This is a genomic window from Pseudomonas sp. I3-I5, assembly GCF_022699445.1.
Classification (GTDB): domain Bacteria; phylum Pseudomonadota; class Gammaproteobacteria; order Pseudomonadales; family Pseudomonadaceae; genus Aquipseudomonas; species Aquipseudomonas fulva.
This window is the reverse complement of record NZ_CP093940.1, coordinates 3,111,892-3,131,508: the sequence shown is the minus strand read 5'-3', so window position 1 is coordinate 3,131,508 and position 19,617 is coordinate 3,111,892. Positions and strand designations below refer to the sequence as shown.

The window sequence follows — 19,617 nt, the reverse complement described above, 5'->3', positions numbered from 1 at the left end:
TAGTGGATAATGCAAGTTAAGCGATTCTTCGCCGCTGATATGCGTCAGGCCATGAAGCTGGTGCGCGATGAGCTGGGCGCTGATGCGGCCATCATCGGCAATCGCCGTATCGCAGGCGGGGTCGAACTGACCGCCGCGCTGGACTACAAGCTGTCCGCCCTGGCACCTCGGGTACCGAACGTCGAACTCGAAGAAGAGCTTCGCAAGACGCACACGCGCATCGCCACGGCCAAGGCCGAGCTCGATCAGCGCCCGGACAGCAGCGACAGCAATCGCCAACTGTTCGCCGGTCAATCGCTCACGGCGTCCGAGCCCTTGGTCGAGCCGCATGTCGATACCCCGCAGCCGGCCGCCACCGCAAGCAGCCAGGCCTCGGTGGACCCGCGCCTGTTCGATGCCATGCGCTCGGAGCTGTCCGGCTTGCGCGAATTGCTGGAAGTGCAGCTGGGGTCGCTGGCCTGGACCCAGCTGCAAGGTAGCAAGCCGCAGCAGGCCACGTTGTGGCGCCGGCTGCAGCGCATCGGCCTGTCTGGCCCCATTGCCCGCGAATTGCTCGAGCTGACCAAGGACATCGAGGAGCCTCGCCACGCCTGGCGTATGCTGCTGGCGCACCTGGCGCGCATGATCCGTACGCCTGACGTCGAACCGATCGAGGACGGCGGCGTGATTGCCGTCGTCGGCCCAGCCGGCATGGGCAAGACCACCACCCTGGCCAAGCTCGCGGCGCGTTATGTGCTCAAGTACGGCGCCCACAACCTGGCGCTGGTGAGCATGGACAGTTTTCGCATCGGCGCCCAGGAACAGCTCAAGACCCTGGGCCGGATCCTGAATGTGCCGGTCACCTATGTCGACCCCGGTCAGTCGTTGGCGGCGGCGCTCGAGCCGCTGCTGCGCAAACGCGTGGTGCTGATCGATACGGCCGGCCTGCAAGCCAGCGACCCGGCCTTGCGCATGCAGCTCGATACCCTGGCCGGTCGCGGTATCGCTGCGAAGAATTACCTGGTCCTGGCCACCACCAGCCAGAAGCAGGTGCTGACCGCGGCCTACCACAGCTACAAGCGCTGCGGGCTGGCCGGCTGCATCCTGACCAAACTCGACGAGTCGGCAAGCCTGGGCGATGTCCTGAGCCTTGCCATCAGTTTCCGACTGCCCGTGGCCTACCTTACCGATGGGCCGCGTATCCCGGACGATCTGCACTTGCCCCGTGGGCACCAGCTGGTCACCCGCGCGGTCAATGTGCAGCAGCAGGACGAGCCCAGCGAGGAGGCCATGGCCGACATGTTCGCTGATCTCTACCACAACCCACGGCGAGCGGGTTGAAAATGAAATGTGTGCAAGGTAGCTATGCCAAGGGGTACGCAGCATTGCCCTTCGTGTGGCATGAGTCCCAGCGAGACAAGGTAAAGAACAGACATGGGTAGCATGCATCCCGTACAGGTGATCGCCGTGACCGGTGGCAAAGGTGGCGTCGGCAAGACAAATGTTTCAGTGAACCTGTCTCTGGCGTTGGCCGAGCTGGGCCGCAGGGTCATGCTGCTCGACGCCGACCTGGGCCTGGCCAATGTCGATGTGTTGCTGGGCCTTGCGCCCAAGCGCACGCTGGCCGATGTCATCGAGGGGCGTTGCGAACTGCGCGATGTGATGCTGCAGGGCCCGGGCGGTGTGCGCATCGTCCCGGCCGCTTCGGGCACCCAGAGCATGGTGCACCTTGCGCCTGCCCAGCATGCGGGTCTGATCCAGGCGTTCAGCGAAGTCGGCGACAACCTCGATGTGCTGGTGATTGATACTGCGGCCGGCATCGGCGATTCGGTGGTCAGCTTCGTGCGCGCGGCTCAGGAAGTGCTGCTGGTGGTGTGCGATGAGCCGACCTCGATCACCGATGCCTACGCGCTGATCAAGCTGCTCAACCGCGATTACGGCATGAATCGCTTCCGGGTGCTGGCCAATATGGCCCAGAGCCCTCAGGAAGGGCGCAACCTGTTTGCCAAGCTGACCAAGGTCACCGACCGCTTCCTGGATGTGGCGCTTCAGTACGTGGGCGCCGTGCCTTACGACGAATGCGTGCGCAAGGCGGTGCAGAAACAGCGTGCCGTGTACGAGGCGTTCCCGCGCTCCAAATGCGCCTTGGCCTTCAAGGCCATTGCGCAGAAGGTCGACAGCTGGCCGCTGCCTGCCAACCCCCGTGGCCACCTGGAGTTCTTCGTCGAACGCCTGGTGCAGCCGACCAGTGCAGGTTCGATGTCATGAGCGCCAGCGGCTTCAAGATGTACAGCCGCGCCTCGAAGGACGCGCAATATGAGCTGATCGAGCGCTATGCCCCGCTGGTCAAGCGCATCGCCTATCACCTGCTTGCGCGACTGCCTGCCAACGTGCAGGTCGAGGACCTGATCCAGGCGGGCATGATCGGTCTGCTCGAGGTCGCCAACAAGTATGACGCCAGCAAGGGCGCCAGCTTCGAGACCTATGCCGGCATCCGCATTCGCGGCGCCATGCTCGACGAGGTGCGCAAAGGCGACTGGGCGCCGCGTTCGGTGCACCGCAACACCCGCATGGTCAGCGACGCCATGCGCGCGGTAGAAGCCAAAACCGGCCGCGACGCTAAAGATCATGAAGTTGCTGCCGAACTCAAGTTGAGCCTCGATGATTATTACGGGATTCTCAACGACACACTGGGCAGCCGCCTGTTCAGCTTCGACGACCTGTTGCAGGACGGCGAGCACGAAGGCTTGCATGAGGACGGCGTTAGCGGCCAGGCCGAGCCTGCCCGTGGGTTGGAGGAAGAGCGGTTCCAGGTCGCGTTGACCGAGGCCATCGCCAACCTGCCGGAGCGTGAGCGCCTGGTGCTGGCGCTGTACTACGACGAGGAACTGAACCTGAAGGAGATCGGTGAGGTCTTGGGGGTCAGCGAGTCGCGGGTCAGCCAGTTGCACAGCCAATGCGCCGCGCGCCTGCGCAGCCGCCTGGGGGAATGGCGGGCCCGTTGAGCCCGCCGCCGTCGTTGCCGTTTTCCACGTTGTACCGAATCGATTGAGTGCGCGCTCGGGGCCGAGCGCGTTTGAGACTGCTTGGAGGTCTAATTGGACAAAAACATGAAAATCCTCATCGTCGACGACTTTTCGACGATGCGGCGCATCATCAAGAACCTGCTGCGTGACCTGGGCTTCACCAACACCAGCGAAGCCGATGACGGCATGACGGCGCTGCCCATGCTCGAAAATGGCCATTACGATTTTCTGGTAACTGACTGGAACATGCCGGGCATGTCCGGTATCGACCTGCTGCGCAAAGTGCGCGCCAGCGACAAGCTCAAGAGCTTGCCGGTGTTGATGGTGACCGCGGAAGCCAAGCGCGACCAGATCATCGAGGCCGCCCAGGCAGGCGTGAATGGCTATGTGGTCAAGCCGTTCACCGCCCAGGTGCTCAAAGAAAAGATCGAGAAGATCTTCGAACGCGTCAACGGCTGAGTCACGTCAGGGGGCGCGCCATGAGTTCATCACACACGTCATTGGGCGAGTTCGAATCGACCCTCAAAAAGCATGCCCAGGAGTTGGTCGAAAGCCTGGAGCGCGGACGGTTCGGCGAGGCGGTGCAACTCATTCACGAGTTGAACCAGACCCGCGATCGGGGGCTGTACCAGGAAGTGGGCAAGCTGACCCGCGAACTGCACAGCGCCATCGTCAGTTTCCAGATCGACCCGACCATACCCCAGGCCGAAGAGGTGTCGCAGATTACCGACGCCACCGAACGCCTGTCCTATGTGGTCAAGCTCACCGAAGGGGCGGCAAACCGCACCATGGACCTGGTCGAGGAAAGCACGCCTGTGCTCAACGACCTGGCCAGCGAAGCCAAAGCGCTGAGTGCCGATTGGCAGCGCTTCATGCGCCGGGAAGTGAACGCCACGGAGTTTCGCGACCTGGCCAAGCGCGTCGACGGTTTCTTGGCGCACAGCGCCGAAGGTAACCGCAAGGTGGCTGGCCATCTCAACGACATCCTGCTGGCCCAGGATTACCAGGACCTGACCGGGCAGGTGATCAAGCGCGTCACGGCGTTGGTGACCGAAGTGGAAAGCAACCTGCTGAAACTGGTGATGATGGCCAGCCAGGTCGACCGCTTTGCAGGCATCCAGCATGACCAGGATCAGTTGCGCGCAGAAAAAGATCGAGAAAAACATCCGACTCGGGGTGAAGGTCCGCAGATTCATGCCGATAAGCGTGAAGACGTCGTGTCCGGTCAGGACGATGTCGATGATCTGCTATCCAGCCTGGGTTTTTAAGGAGCACCTTTGATGAGCTTCGGCGCCGATGAAGAAATCCTTCAGGATTTCCTGGTAGAAGCCGGTGAAATACTTGAGCAATTGTCCGAGCAGCTGGTCGAGCTTGAAAGCCGCCCTGACGATGCCGACTTGCTCAATGCAATTTTTCGCGGTTTCCACACTGTAAAAGGGGGCGCCGGCTTCCTCCAGCTCAATGAGCTGGTGGAGTGCTGCCATATCGCCGAGAACGTGTTCGACGTGCTGCGCAAAGGTGAGCGCCGGGTCGATGCAGAACTGATGGATGTGGTGCTCGAAGCACTGGATGCCGTCAACGGCATGTTCGCCCAGGTGCGTGAGCGCAGCGAGGTCACACCGGCCACGCCCGAACTGCTGGCAGCCCTGGCGCGTCTGGCAGAGCCCGGCAGCGCCGAAGCGGCCCCGGCACCGGCTGTGCCCGTGCCGGTTGAACCTGCGCCCGTGCAGCAGGCTGCGCAAGCTACCGAAGCTGACATCACCGACAGCGAGTTCGAGCAACTGCTCGATTCGCTCGACGCAGTCAAAGCCCAGGCGGCGGCCGAGCAGATGCCTGCCGAGCCGGTCAGCGGCCAGGGTGACGACATCACCGATGCCGAATTCGAGTCGCTGCTCGACCAGTTGCATGGCAAGGGCCAGTTCAGTGCCGAAGTGACGGCCCAGCCGGTGGCTGCCACTGCCGAGCCGGCCAGCGATGAAATTACCGACGCCGAGTTCGAGTCGCTGCTGGATCAGTTGCATGGTAAAGGCACGTTCAAGGCCGATGCCTTGCCCGCAGCCAAGGCGGCGGCGCCTGTCGAACAAACATCTGCCATCCCTGGCGACGATATCAGTGAGCACGAGTTCGAGGCGTTGCTGGACCAGCTGCATGGCAAGGGCAAGTTCAATGGCGACGTGGCTGCCGTCGATGCACCTGCCAGTGTTCAGGCCGCAGCCCCAGCCAGGGCCGAGGCGCCGGCGGTCGCCCGTCCTGCTGGCGCGGCGGCACCGGTTGCAGCGCCCAAGCCTGCCGCGGCCCCGCGGGCGCCAGCGGCGAGTGCCGACAAGCACGCGGTCAGCGAAGCGGAAACGACCGTCAGGGTCGATACCGCGCGCCTGGACGAGATCATGAACATGGTCGGCGAACTGGTGCTGGTGCGTAACCGTCTGGTACGCCTGGGCCTGAACAGCGGCGATGAAGCCATGTCCAAGGCCGTGTCGAACCTCGACGTGGTCACCGCCGACTTGCAGACGGCGGTGATGAAGACGCGCATGCAGCCGATCAAGAAAGTGTTCGGCCGCTTCCCGCGCCTGGTACGTGACCTGGCGCGGCAGTTGAAGAAAGAGATCAACCTTGAACTGGTGGGCGAAGAAACCGACCTGGACAAGAACCTGGTCGAGGCGCTGGCCGACCCGCTGGTGCACTTGGTGCGCAACGCCGTGGACCATGGGGTGGAAATGCCCGATGAGCGCGAGGCCGCGGGCAAGGCGCGCACCGGGCGTGTCGTATTGTCTGCCGAGCAAGAAGGCGACCATATCCTGCTGTCGATCTCCGACGACGGCAAAGGCATGGACCCGAACGTACTGCGTGCCAAGGCCGTGGAAAAGGGCCTGATGGACAAGGACGCCGCCGACCGCCTGAGTGAGTCGGACTGCTACAACCTGATCTTCGCCCCGGGCTTTTCCACCAAGACCGAGATTTCCGACGTCTCCGGGCGGGGCGTGGGCATGGACGTGGTCAAGACCAAGATCTCCCAGCTCAATGGCTCGATCAACATCTACTCGGCCAAGGGGCAGGGCTCGAAGATCGTCATCAAGGTCCCGTTGACCCTGGCGATCATGCCCACCCTGATGGTGATGCTGGGCAACCAGGCGTTCGCCTTCCCGTTGGTCAACGTCAACGAGATCTTCCACCTGGACCTGTCGCGCACCAACGTGGTCGATGGCCAGGAAGTGGTGATCGTGCGGGACAAGGCGTTACCGCTGTTCTACCTCAAGCGCTGGCTGGTCCAGGGCCAGGTGCATGAAGAACAACACGAAGGTCACGTGGTGATCCTGTCGGTCGGCACCCAGCGCATCGGCTTTGTCGTCGATCAACTGGTGGGCCAGGAAGAAGTGGTAATCAAGCCTCTGGGCAAGATGTTGCAAGGCACCCCGGGGATGTCCGGGGCCACCATCACCGGCGACGGTCGCATTGCGCTGATTCTCGACGTCCCGAGCATGCTCAAGCGTTACGCCGCGCGGCGTATTTGATCTCGGTGGCGCCCCCTTGGCCGGGGGCGCCGCCTAACGGAGTGTTTATGGCAGTCAAGGTCCTGGTGGTGGATGATTCCGGTTTCTTCCGCCGCCGCGTCTCGGAAATCCTCTCGGGGGACTCGACGATCCAGGTAGTGGGCACTGCAACCAACGGCAAGGAAGCGATCGACCAGGCGCTTGCGCTCAAGCCCGATGTGATCACCATGGACTACGAGATGCCCATGATGGATGGCATCACGGCGGTGCGGCACATCATGCAAAGGTGCCCGACACCTGTGCTGATGTTCTCATCGCTCACCCATGAAGGCGCTCGGGTCACGCTCGATGCGCTCGATGCCGGGGCGGTGGACTACCTGCCGAAGAATTTCGAAGACATCTCGCGCAACCCCGAGAAGGTCAAGCAGATGCTGTGCGAGAAGGTGCATACCCTGTCGCGAAGCAATCGCCGCATGGCCAGTTACGCCCGCCCGGCGGTCGCGCCCGCTGCTGCCCCTGCGCCGACGCCCACAACAGCCACCAGCGCTGCAGCGCCGGCACCGGTGCGCAGCACCACAGCCCCCGTCAGGCCGGCGGCCGCCCATTCGCCTGCGCCCAAGCGCAAGCCTTACAAGCTCGTTGCTATCGGCACCTCGACCGGGGGACCGGTGGCCTTGCAGCGTGTGCTCACGCAATTGCCAGGCAATTTCCCGGCGCCGATCGTGCTCATCCAGCACATGCCGGCAGCCTTCACCAAGGCCTTTGCAGAGCGCCTGGACAAGCTGTGCCGGATCAGCGTCAAGGAAGCCGAAGATGGCGACATTCTGCGCCCCGGGCTGGCGCTGTTGGCCCCCGGTGGCAAACAGATGATGATCGATGGCCGTGGAACCGTGAAGATTCTGCCCGGTGACGAGCGGCTCAACTACAAGCCCTGCGTGGACATTACCTTTGGCTCGGCAGCCAAGTCCTATGGCGACAAGGTGTTGTCCGTGGTACTGACGGGCATGGGCGCGGACGGCCGGGAAGGGGCGCGCCTGCTCAAGCAGGGTGGCAGCACGGTGTGGGCACAGGATGAAGCCAGCTGCGTGATTTATGGCATGCCCATGGCGATCGTCAAGGCCAACCTAGCCGATGCGGTGTACAGCCTCGACGATATTGGCCGGCACCTGGTGGAGGCGTGCGTCTGATGGACGTGCTCAGCCTGATTGGCCTGATCCTGGCTTTTGTCGCCATCGTGGGCGGTAACTTCCTCGAAGGCGGCCATGTGGGCGCCTTGATCAATGGGCCGGCAGCGCTGATCGTATTGGGCGGTACCCTGGCGGCAGCCTTGCTGCAATCGCCGCTCTCCTCGTTCAAGCGGGCCTTGCAGATCCTGCGCTGGATCCTGTTTCCACCGCGCGTCGATCTGCCGGGTGGGGTCGATCGCGTGGTGAACTGGAGCCTCACGGCGCGCAAGGAAGGCCTGCTCGGGCTGGAAGGGGTAGCCGATGGCGAGCCTGACCCTTACGCGCGCAAGGGCTTGCAGTTGCTGGTCGACGGCGCCGAGCCCGAAGCCATTCGCAGTATCCTCGAAGTGGATTTCCTGACCCAGGAGGGCCGTGACCTGCAGGCTGCCAAAGTCTTCGAGAGCATGGGCGGGTACGCTCCGACCATCGGAATCATCGGCGCGGTGATGGGGCTGATTCACGTCATGGGCAACCTGGCCGACCCGGCGCAACTGGGCAACGGCATCGCCGTTGCCTTCGTGGCGACCATCTACGGGGTCGCCAGCGCCAACCTGATCCTGTTACCCATCGCCAACAAGCTCAAGGCGCTGGTGCTGCGCCAGTCGCGTTACCGGGAAATGCTCCTCGAAGGCCTGCTGTCCATTGCCGAAGGCGAGAACCCGCGCTCGATCGAGCTGAAGCTGCAAGGCTTCATGGAGTAGCCCATGCGTCGTCGCCGTCATGCCGAGGAGCCGGAAAACCACGAACGCTGGCTGGTATCCTACGCCGACTTCATCACCTTGCTGTTCGCCTTTTTCGTGGTGATGTATTCGATTTCCTCGGTCAACGAGGGCAAGTACAAGGTGGTGTCCCAAGCCTTGTTGGGCGTGTTCAACGACCCTGAGCGCAGCATGAGGCCCATTCCCATCGGGGATGAGCGCCCGCTGACCGTGCGACCTGCCCAGCCCTTGGTCAAGGACAGCGAGCAGTCCGACGCTGGCCTGACGGCCGCCAGCAACGACCCGCTCAAGACCATCGCCGATGAAGTGCGCGACGCCTTTGGTGACCTCATCAAGGGTGATCAGATGACGATCCGGGGTAACGAGCTGTGGATCGAGATCGAGCTCAATTCCTCGTTGCTGTTCGGCAGTGGCGATGCCATGCCCAGTGACAATGCATTCGCCATCATCGACAAGGTGGCGGCCATTCTCAAGCCTTTCGCCAACCCGGTTCACGTCGAAGGCTTCACCGATAACCAGCCTATCCGTACGGCGCAATACCCGACCAATTGGGAGCTTTCCTCGGCCCGTGCCGCCAGTATCGTCAGGCTGTTGGCCATGGGCGGCGTGAACCCTGGGCGTATGGCCTCGGTGGGCTACGGCGAGTATCAGCCCGTGACGGGCAATGATACCCCCGAGGGCCGGGCCCGTAACCGGCGCGTGGTACTGGTGATATCCCGCAACCTTGAGGTGCGCCGCAGCCTGACCAGTACCGGTGCTGCCAATGCCACGCCTGATGCTGCACTGCGCCGGGCTGGCACACAAAGTGCACCGGCAAGCTCAGCAGCGGTGGCAGGCCAGTGACTCGTCAATTCTCTGTCGCCCCATTGGCGGATGTCCATGCACGGCGCCTGACCGACAGCCATCCACGCCTTTCATTTTCCAGCAAGGCAGCGGGCACACCACGCGCCCTGCCTCACCCACGGACAGAGTTTGCCTGATGAGAGTCTGGGCAGTAGCCAATCAAAAAGGTGGCGTCGGCAAGACCACCACCACCATCGCCCTGGCTGGCCTTCTGGCCGACGCCGGCAAGCGTGTAATCGTTGTCGATCTTGATCCGCATGGGTCGATGACCAGCTATTTCGGGCATAATCCCGATGCGCTGGAGCACAGCTGCTACGACCTGTTCCTGCACAAGGGCAGCGTTCCGGACGGGCTGCCGGGGCAGTTGCTGTTGCCAACCAGTGACGAGCGCATTTCATTGCTTCCCTCTAGCACTGCCCTTGCTGTGCTGGAGCGTCAATCGCCCGGTCAGAACGGTTTGGGGCTGGTCATCGCCAAGAGTCTGGCGCAGTTGTGGCAAGACTTCGACTTCGCATTGATCGACAGCCCCCCTTTGCTAGGGGTGTTGATGGTCAATGCGCTGGCGGCCAGCCAGCAACTGGTCATCCCGGTGCAGACCGAGTTCCTGGCCGTCAAGGGACTTGAGCGCATGGTCGGCACCCTTGCCATGATCAACCGCTCCCGGCGCCAGGCGCTGCCTTACCAGATCGTGCCGACGTTGTTCGACCGACGTACCCAGGCGTCCCTGGGAACGCTCAAGTTGCTGCGCGATGCCTACGGCGAACAGGTATGGCAGGGCTACATTCCCGTGGACACGCGGCTGCGCGATGCCAGCCGCAAGGGCGTCACGCCGTCGCAATTCGACAACAAGAGCCGAGGGCTGGTGGCCTATCGGGCGCTGCTCAAGCACTTGTTGACCTACAAGCCCGCGGCGCAGGTGGCCTGATGACACAAACACGGCAAGTGAGCAGCAAGCCCCAGTTGGCCCTGCAGTCCTATCTTGACGGTCTGCTCCAGGAAGCCACCGAGCCCTTGGAGACGCCGCCACCGCCAGGCGCGGCAGATGACTTCGCCCTGGCGGTGCGCCAGGAGCAGGCCCGCGATGCGCGTCAGCCTGGCCAGGCCACGCAGGCACAACCGGCGCCGCCCGCACCTGAGCGGCCGTTCGCCGAGCCCAGGCTTGCGGTGTTGCCTAGCGTCATACCTGTGCAGCCGCCCGTGGTGGCGGTGGTGGAACAGGCAGTGGTGGCCGAGGCCAGCATCCCGGTCTTGACTGATACCCCGGCTGTGGAGCCGGCAATGCCCCTGGTGGACGTCCACCTGCCTGCACCGGATGTGCCCGTACCGCCGGCCACCGTCGATGGGCGCCCGGCCTGGGCTGCCGAGCCGTTCGAGTGCCTGCTGTTCGATGTGGCCGGCCTGACCTTGGCCGTGCCGCTGGTGTGCCTGGGCTCGATCTACACCTTGGCCGACCGCGAGCTGACGCCGCTGTTCGGGCAGCCCGAGTGGTTCCTGGGCATCCTCACCTGCCAGGCTGGCAACCTCAAGGTGCTCGACACCGCGCGCTGGGTCATGCCTGACCGCTACCGCGATGATTTCCGCCAGGGCCTGCAATACGTCATTTCTGTCCAGGGCTACGAGTGGGGGCTGGCTGTGCATCAGGTCAGCCGCTCGCTGCGCCTGGACCCGTCCGAGATCAAGTGGCGTAGCCAGCGGGGCCAGCGGCCGTGGCTGGCCGGCACGGTCATTGAACACATGTGTGCACTGCTGGACGTGGCGGAGCTGGCCGAGTTGATCGCCAGCGGCGCCGTCAAGCAGTTGCACGCCAAACAGCACATCACACCGAACACACCGCCAAAGGCGGATTTCAAGGGGTAGGGGAATGAAAAAGTCGTCCGCACAAGGTTCTGAAGATCCGATCCTGCAGTGGGTTACCTTCCGTCTGGACAACGAGTCCTACGGCATCAACGTGATGCAGGTACAAGAAGTGCTGCGCTACACGGAAATCGCCCCGGTGCCGGGTGCGCCCAGCTATGTGCTGGGTATCATCAACCTGCGCGGCAACGTGGTGACCGTGATCGACACGCGCCAGCGCTTCGGGCTGATGCCAACCGAGGTCACCGACAACACCCGCATCGTCATCATCGAAGCTGACAAGCAAGTGGTCGGCATTCTGGTCGATAGCGTCGCCGAGGTGGTGTACCTGCGCCAGTCCGAGATCGAAACCGCGCCCAACGTCGGCAACGAAGAATCGGCCAAGTTCATCCAGGGCGTGTGCAACAAGAATGGCGAATTACTGATTCTGGTCGAGCTGGACAAGATGATGACCGAGGAAGAGTGGTCGGAACTGGAGAACATCTGACTTGATTTTCGAGGTCGGCGTCATCTTACTGGCCCTGCTGTGGGCCTTGAGCCTGTGGTTCTTCCTGAACTACACCAAGCGTCAGCGCGAGCTGGCTGCGCAGCAGGCCATTGGCGATGCCTTGCGCGACCAGCGTATCAAGGACCTCGGCAAGCGGCTCGATGACTACCAGAACGTCACCGTGCGCATGGGCGACGCCATCCATGAGCTGCGCGGTGCGGTGGCCACGCTGCCCGACCGGCTGGAACGGCTGGAGCAGCGTGACCCGAGCAGCGTCACCTTCACCCAGGCTGCACGGCTGGTCGGCATGGGCGCTAGCGTGTCGGAACTCACCGAAACCTGCGGCCTGACCCAGGCCGAGGCCGAGCTGATGAGCAAGCTGCATCGCAACGACTGAACATCAGGGCGGCGCCAGTCGCCCTGTGCGTTTCAAGGTTTGCCCCACGAATGGTAGTTGCCCACTTGTGCAACATTGCCCAGTGCCAAGTCGTGGGTAATCGCCGCCTTTACCGCCTGCGTCTTGCCAATGGTCAGAAACAGCGGTTTGGTCTGTGGCAATGTGTGCAGGTTGGTGAGTTGGCGCAAGCGGTAGAGCCGGGGTAAGTGCTGATCGATCACATCATTGAGCACTGCGGGGCCCGTCAAGTGATTCAGGCGTCTGGCATACGCCTTGAAACCGGCAGTGCCGGTGATGGGCCTGTGCTGATAAAAGTCTGGCATGGCCTGGTAGCGTTCGTGCATGAGATCGCTGATCGCCTGCAGGTTGGGGTTTGAAGGATGAGTGCCAATCATGTTGGTGTTGTAGTGGCAGTGCATGCCGAGCGTATCGTTGTTTGTAGGGTCACCCAGGATGAAACCGTCCTGTGTCGTGGCCAGTTCGACGGTTTCGATAGCGGCGCGAGCAGGGTCCTGCGGTGCCTCGGGATGGGGTAGCAGCGAATCGTCGACATCCATGTAGATGCCCCCCAAACTGTCGAGCATTGAATAGCGCAAGATGTCCGATGCCGAAGCGTAATTGGCCCCAGGATCGCTGGTGGCATGCTGGTATTGCTCGAAATTCACGCTTTCAGTGAAGTGCGCATAGAACGGCTGCTCCTCTAAAGGCAGCACTTCAAGCCTGGGCGCGCGTTCATTGAGCAGTTGCCGATTGGCTTCAAAGGCCTGGGGTTCTGCCTTGGACAAGTACAGGCGGTAACTGTAATTGCTGTTGCTCAGGCGCTCTGCGTTGGCGGCCAAGTTGTCTACAAGCTCAGGCGCGATGATCTTGTTGCCTACCCATAGGCTGGAAATGGTTTTGGGAATAGGCTGAGCCGCCGAGTGGTCGACGGCAGGGATATCGAGCGGTAATGGCAGATCAATACCAAGGCCCCTGAGCGTTGCCGTGCGCATTTCGTCGGTAACCGGGCGCGTCGTGATATCCACTGGGGTAAGGCCACGACGGCCCGGGGTCACCTGGTAGTAGGTTGGGTCCACATCGTTGACTGCATCATCGACGATGAAAGCATCGTGTTCACTGTCGTACAGCACGTTTGCGTTGTAACCGCCGATTTCCCCTTGCAGCTGCGCGGGTCCCTGCTCACTGACAGGTATTCGGATGATGGAGCGCGCGACCGGGCTATCGTCAGCCGGCACGGGCTGCAGCGCATCGCCGAAGAAATCACCGATCTCCGGCTCGGAAAAATGCGGTGGGTTTATCGGGCTCAGCGGGTAGCCCAATTGGTCGTTCAAACGGATGGGCGTGAAGAAGCGCGAGCGTTGTGCGCAGAACACTTCTGTTGCGCGCGTCGTGGCCTCGCCAACCAGGGGGAGGGCATTGAACAGTCCGTAAACCGTGTTGCTGACGCCCTGCGCTTTGTCCTCCAGTGTCTTGCCATTGATGGCCTGATCCAGGCCCAGGCCAAACTGAGCGGCGCCTGCCAACGCAAGCATAGGTGCCAGGGCAGGAATCACGATCGCCAGCGGTGCCAGTAAATTGATCGAGGCGAGCACATAGCCTCGCCATTTTGCCTTGGTCACGGCTTGGTCACTGGTGATGATGAAGTCCGCATCGGCGTAACTGCGCACGCGCTGACGCTCAGTAAGCACGGCAAACAAGTCATCCTTGATCGACGGGCTGTACTGTTTGGTCTTGTAGTAGACGTATTGCCGCGGCGGCCACTGACCATCGGTTGTGAAACCGGAACGATTGGGCGATCGATGATAAACGGCAGGATAGGCGCCTAACCCCTCGAGCGCCGTATCCAAGCCGCTGAAGTCCAGCCCGTCTGGCGTATCGGCTAGCCGGAAATATCGGCGCAGTGCCTCACGCTTCTCTGCAACGCGGCACTGGTCACCAAACCAGTCTTTCATGCTGTCCAGGCTTGCGAACTCATGGAAAGGCGAGGCATTACCTGGAAGGTACAGCACCACCCCGCGCCTGTGCTGGTCAGCGATTGCGATCAGGTCGGTGGCTGTGTAGCCATAGACATTGAGCGCCCGGATTCTGAGACTGGTAGCGCGAGGCGCCAGGCCTGCCGCTTCCCAGAGCATCTGGCGCGCCGTGTCGCTGAGCGAGCCCTCTTGCACTTGCTTGTTGCAAGCCGCTACGAAGCCGATTTGCAGGCATTGCTGGTGGCTGTCACGGGCGTTGTGCCAGTAATCGTCGAGCATGGCGACGAAACGGGTGTGAAAATCCAGCTCCCAGATGGCGTGCTGCATGGCTTCGACGTCGATGGGCAGGTGGGTCGAGCTGTCGTAGCGTGCGGGTTGGGTTCTGCGGAACAGCCCATTGAAGACCGAATAGGCAGGTCTGTTGTCCAGCACGCTATTCTCGGGCAGGCGGTTGACGATTTTGAACGGGCGCGATGGCATGTGACCTGCCCACTCGCCAGGAAGCAGCTGCCCCAACAGATTCTTGCAGGTTTCCCCCTGCCAGTTCGACAGCACTGCCTGGGTCAGCGAAAGCCGTTGCATCACGACGGCCTCATCGCCCCGGTAGTGCAAGGTGACGACATCCGTCTGATCCGGATCCAGGTCATGGCCTTGCCGCTGAGCCCACTCGCGTATAGCAGCGGCGGCCTGGCGATCTGGGCGCGGTATGTTGCGCAGGTGATTACGCACGTACCGTTGGCCGACTGAGTTGACGAAGGTAGTAGCCATGGTTATCGACTCATGTAGTGGATAGAGCCGATACAGTGTCGATGCGCCTGCAGTTTTGGGTCGTAGCCAACTACTACCCTTCAGGCAAACGCAAGTGCGCCGGGGTAATGTCCCTCGGCTCAGCCGGGGTGTCCTCGAAGCCCGGTGGTACTTTGCCGCGCAGCTGCCAGGCGAAAGCGATGACTTCGGCGATGGTCAGATACAGCGCCTCAGGGATCTGCTCGCCCAGTTCAAGACGCGCCAGTAAACGAACCAGCTCAGGGTTTTCATAAATGGGCACTTCATGTTCGCGGGCCAGGGCCAGGATGGCGTCTGCCAACTCATCGTCACCTTTGGCGCTCAGTGTCGGCGCCTGCTGCCCGTCGTAGCTCAGCGCCACGGCCTGACGCGGGTTAGGGTTACTCATGCGTTTTCATCTACCCAACGTTGTTCGACCCTGGTACGTGAGCCTTGTGCAGGCCTGCCGGGGTAGCAGTGCAGATCATCGACCAGCAGACCGCGGGCCAGCAGGCGCTCACGCAGCGCGCCAAGCTGCCCTTCGATCAGGCGGGCGGTCTGTTCGCGCTCGGCCCACAGCTGGCCGTTCAGACGGCCCTGTGTCAGCTGGGCCTGGACTTGAAGCGGCCCGAGCGGCGGCAGATCGAAAGCCAGCTCGATACGCCACAACGGTTGCAGCGTTTCAGGCGCCTCACGCTCGCGGTCGGCTTGCTGCTGAGGTGTCTCTTCGCGCTGAAGCTTGATTTGCAAGGGCACGAAATCCTGTCCATGGCGAATGGGCACTTCGGTCTGCCAAGTGGTCTGCAGGTTGCCGTTTTCCAGCGTGCCGCTTTGCTGCAGGCTGCTCATGGCGTGGCTTTGCAGGCGAGAGACGGCGGCCGCTGCCAGGCGCAGCAGCTGTTCCAGGTCCCCTTCTTCTTCCATCGCCTGCAATAACCTGGAGGGGAGGGGGAACGCGCCGGGCTGGGGTTTGGGGCTTACCCGCTCCAGCATGCCCAGGGCGTTTCGGACCAGGGCGGGCATGGCCGCGGCCACGCTCGCCGCTGGTGGGCCGAGGGCGCTACTGGCACTGATCTGGTTGATCAATTGCAGCATGTTTGCCTTGAGGTCAGTGGCCAGCGTGGCTGTCGTCCCTGTCATCAACTTGGCCTCGAGAAAGGCGCCGCTGTTGAGCAACGCCTGAGCAACGGCTTTGGCATCCCCCAGTTGCTGGACCGTCGGCAGCGCGCCAAGCAATCGTTCGACGGTCGTGCGCAGCGCGCTGTCAGTCCCGGCGTCGCGTGCCACCTGTTGCAAACCGGCCAGCAGGCCCGGCAGCGACGCCTGACGATTCTGCTGGCTGCCAAGGTGCTGGGCGATGCCCAATTGATCCTGCCTGCCGGCCAGGGGGACGAACTGCAGCGACTGGTCGCCCTGTACGCTTGCACTGAGCAGACTGCCGATTGCCAACGGCCGGGGGCTGTCCACGGCCAGCACGGCACCGGCTTGGGCGGTATTGAGAAGGCTCACCAGCGCGCGATAGCTTGCAGGCTGACCCGGTACTTCAGGGAGTAGTTGGTTGGTCATGACCTTACCCTGCACCAGGGTACCGACCGGTACCTGCGTAGTATCCAGGCGGGTGAGGGTTGCGGTTTGGCTAGCGCTGGCCTGCTGCAGCAAAATGGCCAGACGCCCGGCTTCGGGTTGGCTGACGGTCACTTGGCTGCCCTGGGGCAAAGGCTGGCTGGCGCTGGCTTGCAGTTGAGTCTGCAGACCGTTGGCTTGCAGCAAGCGCAACACCAACTGGAACTCCTGGCCAGTCTGGCGCATGGCAACCACCTCGGCCTGCGCCGTCTCCCCAGGGCTCAGCAAACCCGGTTGAGCCTGGGTGAGGCGCAGCAATTCGCCGGTCATGGCAGCCTTGATCGCTTGGGCTCCAGTGACGGTTTGCGGGCCGAGACTATTGATTTCAGTCATGATTGTATACAACCTTAGGCGCTCAGCCTCTTGGCAGCAGGGCTGTGCATGTAATAATGCCGCCCGCCCGTAGTTGCCACTGTAACGGCAGCGCATCGGGCGACTTGAGTGGCAGGGCTCCGGGCACCGTCACCCGAACCCTAGAACGATAAGGCGAAACCGTGACCCTTCATCTTCAAGCCGTGGGCCTGGCCTGCGAGCGCGACTGGCGTCTGCTGTTCGAGCACCTTGCCTTCGAGCTGCGACCCGGCGACATGCTACAGATCAGCGGCCCCAACGGCAGCGGCAAGACCAGCCTGCTGCGCCTGCTGGCTGGCCTGATGCAGCCGACCGCCGGTCAGATCCTGCTCGGTGGCCGTCCGCTGGATGAACAGCGGCATGCGTTGGCCAGCATCCTTGTGTGGATTGGCCATGCTGCGGGCATCAAGGAACTGCTCACGGCCGAAGAGAACCTGACCTGGCTGTGCGCGCTGCACCGTCCAGCCAGCCGCGAACAGATCTGGCAGGCCCTGGCTGCCGTTGGGCTGCGTGGTTTCGAGGACGTGCCCTGCCATACTTTGTCGGCAGGGCAGCAACGCCGCGTGGCCCTGGCGCGCCTGCACTTGGCAGCTGCGCCGTTGTGGATCCTGGACGAACCGTTCACTGCCCTGGACAAACAGGGTGTCGCGGACCTGGAGGCCCACTTGGCCAGCCATTGCGAACACGGTGGCACCGTGGTGCTGACCACCCACCACACCTTGTCCCACACGCCTGCGGGCTACCGAGAACTCAACCTGGGGCAATGGGCAGCATGAGCGTCTTCACCCTGTTGTTGCGGCGCGAGGCGCGGTTGCTGTTCCGCCGTCCTGCGGAGCTTGCCAACCCTCTGGTGTTCTTCGCCATCGTGGTGGCCTTGTTCCCCTTGGCGGTTGGCGCGCAGACCCAGATGTTGCAGAACCTGTCCCCGGGGCTGGTGTGGGTGGCCGCATTGCTGGCGGTGTTGTTATCGCTCGATGGCCTGTTTCGCAGCGATTTCGAAGACGGTTCACTGGAGCAGTGGGTGCTCTCGCCGCATCCGCTGGCACTGATGGTGTTGGCCAAGGTGCTGGCGCACTGGTTGTTCTCCGGGCTTGCGCTGGTGTTGCTGTCACCTTTGCTGGCGCTGATGCTCGGCTTGCCTGGGCATTGCCTGCCTGTGCTACTGGGCTCGCTGTTGCTGGGTACGCCGGTATTGAGCCTGTTGGGCGCGGTGGGCGCCGCGCTGACCGTCGGCCTCAAGCGCGGCGGTTTGTTGCTGGCGTTGCTGATCCTGCCGTTGTATATCCCTGTATTGATCCTGGGCAGTGGTGCCTTGCAGGCGGCGTTGCAGAATATGCCCGCCACTGGCCACCTGCTCTGGCTCGCCAGCCTGACGGCCCTGGCCGTGACCCTGGCACCCTTTGCGATCGCCGCCGGCCTGAAAATCAGCGTCGGCGAATAACGAGCCTGGGCTTTGAAGCCTGGCCAATACCCTGGATGCACCCTGATGAAAATGAGCTGGACGTGGTTTCACAAGCTGGGCTCTCCGAAATGGTTCTACGCCATTAGCGGGCGCATGTTGCCCTGGCTGTCCATCGCTGCCGTTGTATTGCTAGTGGTTGGCACGGTCTGGGGGCTGGTCTTTGCGCCCCAGGACTACCAGCAGGGCAACAGCTTTCGCATCATCTATATCCATGTCCCGGCAGCGATGCTGGCGCAGTCCTGTTATGTCCTGCTGGCGGTGGCCGGTGTGGTGGGGCTGGTGTGGAAGATGAAGCTGGCCGATGTCGCCCTGCAATGCGCTGCCCCCATCGGCGCCTGGATGACCGCCGTGGCGCTGGTGACCGGGGCCATCTGGGGCAAGCCAACCTGGGGCAGCTGGTGGGTGTGGGATGCGCGCCTTACCTCGATGCTCATCCTCTTGTTCCTGTACTTCGGCATCATTGCGCTGGGCCAGGCAATCAGTAATCGTGACAGCTCGGCGAAAGCCTGCGCCGTGCTGGCCATCGTTGGGGTGGTGAACATCCCCATCATCAAGTATTCGGTCCAGTGGTGGAACACGCTGCATCAGGGCGCCACCTTCACCCTGACCGAAAAGCCCGCAATGCCCGCCGACATGTGGTTGCCGCTGTTGTGCACGGTGCTGGGCTTCTACTGCTTTTTCGGCGCGGTGCTTCTGATGCGCATGCGCCTTGAGGTGCTCAAGCGCGAGGCGCGTGCCAGTTGGGTGAAGGAAGAGGTATCGAACAGCCTGGGTGGGAGGGCCGTGCCATGAGTTTCGCCAGTTTCGGCGACTTTATCGCCATGGGTCATCACGGCCTTTATGTGTGGTCGGCCTACGGCATCTGCGCCGCTGTGCTGGCGCTCAACGTCGCCGTACCGGTGCTGGCCCGGCGCCGTTACCTGCAAGAAGAGGCGCGCCGCTTGCGCCGGGAGAAAACGCAGTGAATCCGCAGCGCAAGAAACGCCTGTTGCTCATCATCGGTCTGCTGGTCGGCGTGGGGGTTGCCGTGGGCTTTGCCCTCACTGCCTTGCAACAGAACATCAACCTGTTCTACACCCCCACCCAGATCGCCAATGGCGAGGCTCCGCTGGACACGCGTATCCGCGCTGGCGGCATGGTCGAACAGGGCTCGGTGCAACGTTCCTCCGACTCGCTGGACGTGCGTTTCGTGGTCACCGATTTCAACAAGTCCGTGCCCATCACGTACCGCGGCATCCTTCCGGACCTGTTCCGTGAAGGGCAGGGCATCGTGGCCTTGGGCAAGCTCAACGGCGACGGCGTGGTGGTGGCCGACGAAGTGCTGGCCAAGCATGACGAAAAGTACATGCCTCCTGAAGTCAGCAAGGCGCTGAAGGAAAGCGGCCAGGCGTCAGCCCAGACGGGGGCGCGGCCATGAACGC

At 62.6% G+C, this 19,617-nt stretch carries 21 protein-coding genes; 18 read left to right on the top strand and 3 right to left on the bottom strand.

Annotation, left to right across the window (positions count from 1 at the left end):
* Window positions 1–9: 9 nt before the first annotated feature.
* The 13 genes from flhF (at window position 10) to MOP87_RS13815 (ending at window position 12,022) form a co-directional block, all read left to right on the top strand.
* A complete protein-coding gene (flhF, locus tag MOP87_RS13875) occupies window positions 10–1,320 on the top strand; it encodes a flagellar biosynthesis protein FlhF (protein WP_242809659.1) in 1,311 nt (436 codons plus the stop codon).
* Window positions 1,321–1,413: 93 nt separating this feature from the next.
* Window positions 1,414–2,247, top strand: coding sequence for a flagellar synthesis regulator FleN (gene fleN, locus MOP87_RS13870; protein WP_023533996.1), 834 nt, complete (start codon window positions 1,414–1,416; stop codon window positions 2,245–2,247).
* Window positions 2,244–2,984, top strand: coding sequence for an RNA polymerase sigma factor FliA (gene fliA, locus MOP87_RS13865; RefSeq protein WP_023533945.1), 741 nt, complete (start codon window positions 2,244–2,246; stop codon window positions 2,982–2,984). The genes fleN and fliA overlap by 4 nt, the downstream gene beginning before the upstream one ends.
* Before the next feature lie 105 nt (window positions 2,985–3,089).
* A complete protein-coding gene (locus MOP87_RS13860; protein WP_161780420.1) occupies window positions 3,090–3,464 on the top strand; it encodes a chemotaxis response regulator CheY in 375 nt (124 codons plus the stop codon).
* Between the two features lie 20 nt (window positions 3,465–3,484).
* Window positions 3,485–4,273, top strand: coding sequence for a protein phosphatase CheZ (locus MOP87_RS13855; protein WP_023533920.1), 789 nt, complete (start codon window positions 3,485–3,487; stop codon window positions 4,271–4,273).
* 12 nt (window positions 4,274–4,285) lie between these two features.
* Complete coding sequence (locus tag MOP87_RS13850; RefSeq protein WP_242809657.1) at window positions 4,286–6,517, top strand: chemotaxis protein CheA; 2,232 nt, start codon at window positions 4,286–4,288, stop codon at window positions 6,515–6,517.
* A gap of 47 nt (window positions 6,518–6,564) precedes the next feature.
* On the top strand, window positions 6,565–7,683 hold the full coding sequence (locus MOP87_RS13845) for a chemotaxis response regulator protein-glutamate methylesterase (RefSeq protein WP_027915962.1): 1,119 nt from the start codon (window positions 6,565–6,567) through the stop codon (window positions 7,681–7,683).
* A complete protein-coding gene (locus tag MOP87_RS13840; protein WP_027915963.1) occupies window positions 7,683–8,423 on the top strand; it encodes a flagellar motor protein in 741 nt (246 codons plus the stop codon). The genes MOP87_RS13845 and MOP87_RS13840 overlap by 1 nt, the downstream gene beginning before the upstream one ends.
* 3 nt (window positions 8,424–8,426) lie before the next feature.
* Complete coding sequence (gene motD, locus MOP87_RS13835) at window positions 8,427–9,284, top strand: flagellar motor protein MotD (protein WP_028687986.1); 858 nt, start codon at window positions 8,427–8,429, stop codon at window positions 9,282–9,284.
* 136 nt (window positions 9,285–9,420) lie between these two features.
* Window positions 9,421–10,209: a ParA family protein gene (locus MOP87_RS13830; protein WP_028687985.1), complete on the top strand. Its 789-nt coding sequence runs from the start codon at window positions 9,421–9,423 to the stop codon at window positions 10,207–10,209.
* Window positions 10,209–11,141, top strand: a complete 933-nt coding sequence (locus MOP87_RS13825; protein WP_027915966.1) for a CheW domain-containing protein — start codon at window positions 10,209–10,211, stop codon at window positions 11,139–11,141. Before MOP87_RS13830 ends, MOP87_RS13825 begins: the two co-directional genes overlap by 1 nt.
* A gap of 4 nt (window positions 11,142–11,145) precedes the next feature.
* Window positions 11,146–11,625, top strand: coding sequence for a chemotaxis protein CheW (locus MOP87_RS13820; protein WP_003254393.1), 480 nt, complete (start codon window positions 11,146–11,148; stop codon window positions 11,623–11,625).
* A gap of 1 nt (window position 11,626) precedes the next feature.
* Window positions 11,627–12,022, top strand: a complete 396-nt coding sequence (locus tag MOP87_RS13815; RefSeq protein ID WP_023533917.1) for a DUF2802 domain-containing protein — start codon at window positions 11,627–11,629, stop codon at window positions 12,020–12,022.
* Between the two features lie 32 nt (window positions 12,023–12,054).
* On the opposite strand, the gene MOP87_RS13810 is transcribed toward MOP87_RS13815, so the two are convergent.
* From MOP87_RS13810 to MOP87_RS13800, 3 genes are all read right to left on the bottom strand, one after another.
* Window positions 12,055–14,763, bottom strand: coding sequence for a DUF6543 domain-containing protein (locus tag MOP87_RS13810; RefSeq protein ID WP_242809656.1), 2,709 nt, complete (start codon window positions 14,761–14,763; stop codon window positions 12,055–12,057).
* Window positions 14,764–14,836: 73 nt separating this feature from the next.
* Complete coding sequence (locus MOP87_RS13805) at window positions 14,837–15,169, bottom strand: EscU/YscU/HrcU family type III secretion system export apparatus switch protein (RefSeq protein WP_027915968.1); 333 nt, start codon at window positions 15,167–15,169, stop codon at window positions 14,837–14,839.
* Window positions 15,166–16,716, bottom strand: coding sequence for a flagellar hook-length control protein FliK (locus tag MOP87_RS13800; protein WP_242809654.1), 1,551 nt, complete (start codon window positions 16,714–16,716; stop codon window positions 15,166–15,168). Before MOP87_RS13800 ends, MOP87_RS13805 begins: the two co-directional genes overlap by 4 nt.
* 161 nt (window positions 16,717–16,877) lie before the next feature.
* Between MOP87_RS13800 and ccmA the strand changes: the two genes are divergently transcribed.
* The 5 genes from ccmA to ccmE are packed head-to-tail and all read left to right on the top strand — an operon-like array spanning window position 16,878 to window position 19,613.
* Window positions 16,878–17,510 carry a cytochrome c biogenesis heme-transporting ATPase CcmA gene (gene ccmA, locus MOP87_RS13795; RefSeq protein WP_049695633.1) on the top strand — a complete coding sequence of 211 codons (633 nt, stop codon included), beginning with the start codon at window positions 16,878–16,880 and terminating at the stop codon, window positions 17,508–17,510.
* Window positions 17,507–18,175, top strand: a complete 669-nt coding sequence (gene ccmB, locus MOP87_RS13790; protein ID WP_049695734.1) for a heme exporter protein CcmB — start codon at window positions 17,507–17,509, stop codon at window positions 18,173–18,175. Before ccmA ends, ccmB begins: the two co-directional genes overlap by 4 nt.
* Before the next feature lie 45 nt (window positions 18,176–18,220).
* A complete protein-coding gene (locus MOP87_RS13785; RefSeq protein WP_197874223.1) occupies window positions 18,221–18,988 on the top strand; it encodes a heme ABC transporter permease in 768 nt (255 codons plus the stop codon).
* Window positions 18,985–19,161, top strand: a complete 177-nt coding sequence (gene ccmD / locus MOP87_RS13780; RefSeq protein WP_023533952.1) for a heme exporter protein CcmD — start codon at window positions 18,985–18,987, stop codon at window positions 19,159–19,161. Before MOP87_RS13785 ends, ccmD begins: the two co-directional genes overlap by 4 nt.
* Window positions 19,158–19,613: a cytochrome c maturation protein CcmE gene (gene ccmE / locus MOP87_RS13775; protein WP_028687980.1), complete on the top strand. Its 456-nt coding sequence runs from the start codon at window positions 19,158–19,160 to the stop codon at window positions 19,611–19,613. The genes ccmD and ccmE overlap by 4 nt, the downstream gene beginning before the upstream one ends.
* The last annotated feature ends 4 nt before the right edge of the window (window positions 19,614–19,617 follow it).

What these genes read in the sequence shown, in the direction of transcription:
- flhF (WP_242809659.1), top strand. Translation starts at nt 10, where the DNA reads ATGCAAGTTAAGCGATTCTTCGCCGCTGATATGCGTCAGGCCATGAAG.
- fleN (WP_023533996.1), top strand. Translation starts at nt 1,414, where the DNA reads ATGGGTAGCATGCATCCCGTACAGGTGATCGCCGTGACCGGTGGCAAA.
- fliA (WP_023533945.1), top strand. Translation starts at nt 2,244, where the DNA reads ATGAGCGCCAGCGGCTTCAAGATGTACAGCCGCGCCTCGAAGGACGCG.
- MOP87_RS13860 (WP_161780420.1), top strand. Translation starts at nt 3,090, where the DNA reads ATGAAAATCCTCATCGTCGACGACTTTTCGACGATGCGGCGCATCATC.
- MOP87_RS13855 (WP_023533920.1), top strand. Translation starts at nt 3,485, where the DNA reads ATGAGTTCATCACACACGTCATTGGGCGAGTTCGAATCGACCCTCAAA.
- MOP87_RS13850 (WP_242809657.1), top strand. Translation starts at nt 4,286, where the DNA reads ATGAGCTTCGGCGCCGATGAAGAAATCCTTCAGGATTTCCTGGTAGAA.
- MOP87_RS13845 (WP_027915962.1), top strand. Translation starts at nt 6,565, where the DNA reads ATGGCAGTCAAGGTCCTGGTGGTGGATGATTCCGGTTTCTTCCGCCGC.
- MOP87_RS13840 (WP_027915963.1), top strand. Translation starts at nt 7,683, where the DNA reads ATGGACGTGCTCAGCCTGATTGGCCTGATCCTGGCTTTTGTCGCCATC.
- motD (WP_028687986.1), top strand. Translation starts at nt 8,427, where the DNA reads ATGCGTCGTCGCCGTCATGCCGAGGAGCCGGAAAACCACGAACGCTGG.
- MOP87_RS13830 (WP_028687985.1), top strand. Translation starts at nt 9,421, where the DNA reads ATGAGAGTCTGGGCAGTAGCCAATCAAAAAGGTGGCGTCGGCAAGACC.
- MOP87_RS13825 (WP_027915966.1), top strand. Translation starts at nt 10,209, where the DNA reads ATGACACAAACACGGCAAGTGAGCAGCAAGCCCCAGTTGGCCCTGCAG.
- MOP87_RS13820 (WP_003254393.1), top strand. Translation starts at nt 11,146, where the DNA reads ATGAAAAAGTCGTCCGCACAAGGTTCTGAAGATCCGATCCTGCAGTGG.
- MOP87_RS13810 (WP_242809656.1), bottom strand. Translation starts at nt 14,763, where the DNA reads ATGGCTACTACCTTCGTCAACTCAGTCGGCCAACGGTACGTGCGTAAT.
- MOP87_RS13805 (WP_027915968.1), bottom strand. Translation starts at nt 15,169, where the DNA reads ATGAGTAACCCTAACCCGCGTCAGGCCGTGGCGCTGAGCTACGACGGG.
- MOP87_RS13800 (WP_242809654.1), bottom strand. Translation starts at nt 16,716, where the DNA reads ATGACTGAAATCAATAGTCTCGGCCCGCAAACCGTCACTGGAGCCCAA.
- ccmB (WP_049695734.1), top strand. Translation starts at nt 17,507, where the DNA reads ATGAGCGTCTTCACCCTGTTGTTGCGGCGCGAGGCGCGGTTGCTGTTC.
- MOP87_RS13785 (WP_197874223.1), top strand. Translation starts at nt 18,221, where the DNA reads ATGAAAATGAGCTGGACGTGGTTTCACAAGCTGGGCTCTCCGAAATGG.
- ccmD (WP_023533952.1), top strand. Translation starts at nt 18,985, where the DNA reads ATGAGTTTCGCCAGTTTCGGCGACTTTATCGCCATGGGTCATCACGGC.